We start from the raw sequence: 1,198 nt of genomic DNA on the forward strand, positions 1-1,198 counted from the left end.
CAGACCAGCCCTGCATCAATCACGCTCTGTGCAAATTCGGCGTTTTCCGAAAGGAAGCCATAACCCGGATGGATCGCCTCAGCGCCGGTGGCCTTGGCCGCAGCGATGATCTTTTCGCCCACCAGATAGCTTTCGCGGGCAGGCGATGGACCAATATGCACCGCCTCATCGGCAGAGCGCACATGCAGCGCGTTCCGGTCAGCATCGGAATAGACCGCCACGGTGCGAATGCCCAAACGGCGCGCGGTGCGGATAACCCGGCAAGCGATTTCGCCACGGTTTGCGATGAGGAGGGATTTGATCATCTGACGTTCCATCACATCCGGAACACCCCGAAGCGGGGTGCCTCCGCCACGGGTTCCTGCAAGCACACTTCCAGCGCCAGCCCCAGCACATCGCGAGTCTGCACCGGATCGATCACGCCATCGTCCCACATCCGTGCGGTGGCGAAATAGGGATTGCCCTCGTCTTCATACATCTGGCGGACCGGGGTCTTGAACGCTTCGGCTTCTTCGGGCGTCCACTTCGCAGCATCGCGGTGCACGGTTGCCAGCACAGACGCCGCCTGTTCGCCGCCCATCACCGAAATGCGCGCGTTGGGCCATGTGAACAGGAAGCGCGGTTGATAGGCGCGGCCGCACATGCCGTAATTGCCCGCGCCAAAGCTGCCACCAATCAGCACGGTGATCTTGGGCACTTGCGCAGTGGCGACCGCTGTCACCAGCTTCGCGCCGTGTTTGGCGATGCCCTCGGCCTCGTATTTGCCGCCGACCATGAAGCCCGAAATGTTCTGCAAAAACAGCAGCGGGATACGGCGTTGGCAGGCCAGTTCGATGAAATGCGCGCCCTTTTGCGCGCTTTCCGAAAACAGCACCCCGTTGTTGGCCAGAATCGCCACTTGAAGCCCGTGGATATGCGCAAAACCACAGACCAGCGTAGTGCCATAGACCGCCTTGAATTCGTGGAATTCGCTGCCGTCAACAATCCGCGTAATCACCTCGCGCACATCATAAGGCGCGCGGACGTCTTCGGGGACGATGCTGTAAAGGTCTTCGGCATCATACTTTGGCGGGCGCGGCGCTTGTAAAATAGGGACTGTCCCTTTTTTTTGGCCCAGATGCGATACGATATCGCGCACGATGGTCAGCGCGTGTTCGTCATTGTCGGCCAGATGATCGACCACGCCCGATTTGCGCGC

General features: G+C 60.2%; 2 protein-coding genes. Both read right to left on the reverse strand.

The genetic code is table 11. From position 1 onward, the window contains the following. On the reverse strand, positions 1–305 hold a 305-nt coding region (locus IP81_RS19215; RefSeq protein ID WP_304437640.1), incomplete at its 3' end, for a biotin carboxylase N-terminal domain-containing protein. Positions 306–316: 11 nt separating this feature from the next. Next, on the reverse strand, positions 317–1,198 hold an 882-nt coding region (locus IP81_RS19220), incomplete at its 5' end, for an acyl-CoA carboxylase subunit beta (protein WP_304437641.1).

It is taken from the genome of Novosphingobium sp. AAP83 (genome assembly GCF_001295795.1).
Classification (GTDB): Bacteria; Pseudomonadota; Alphaproteobacteria; order Sphingomonadales; family Sphingomonadaceae; genus Novosphingobium.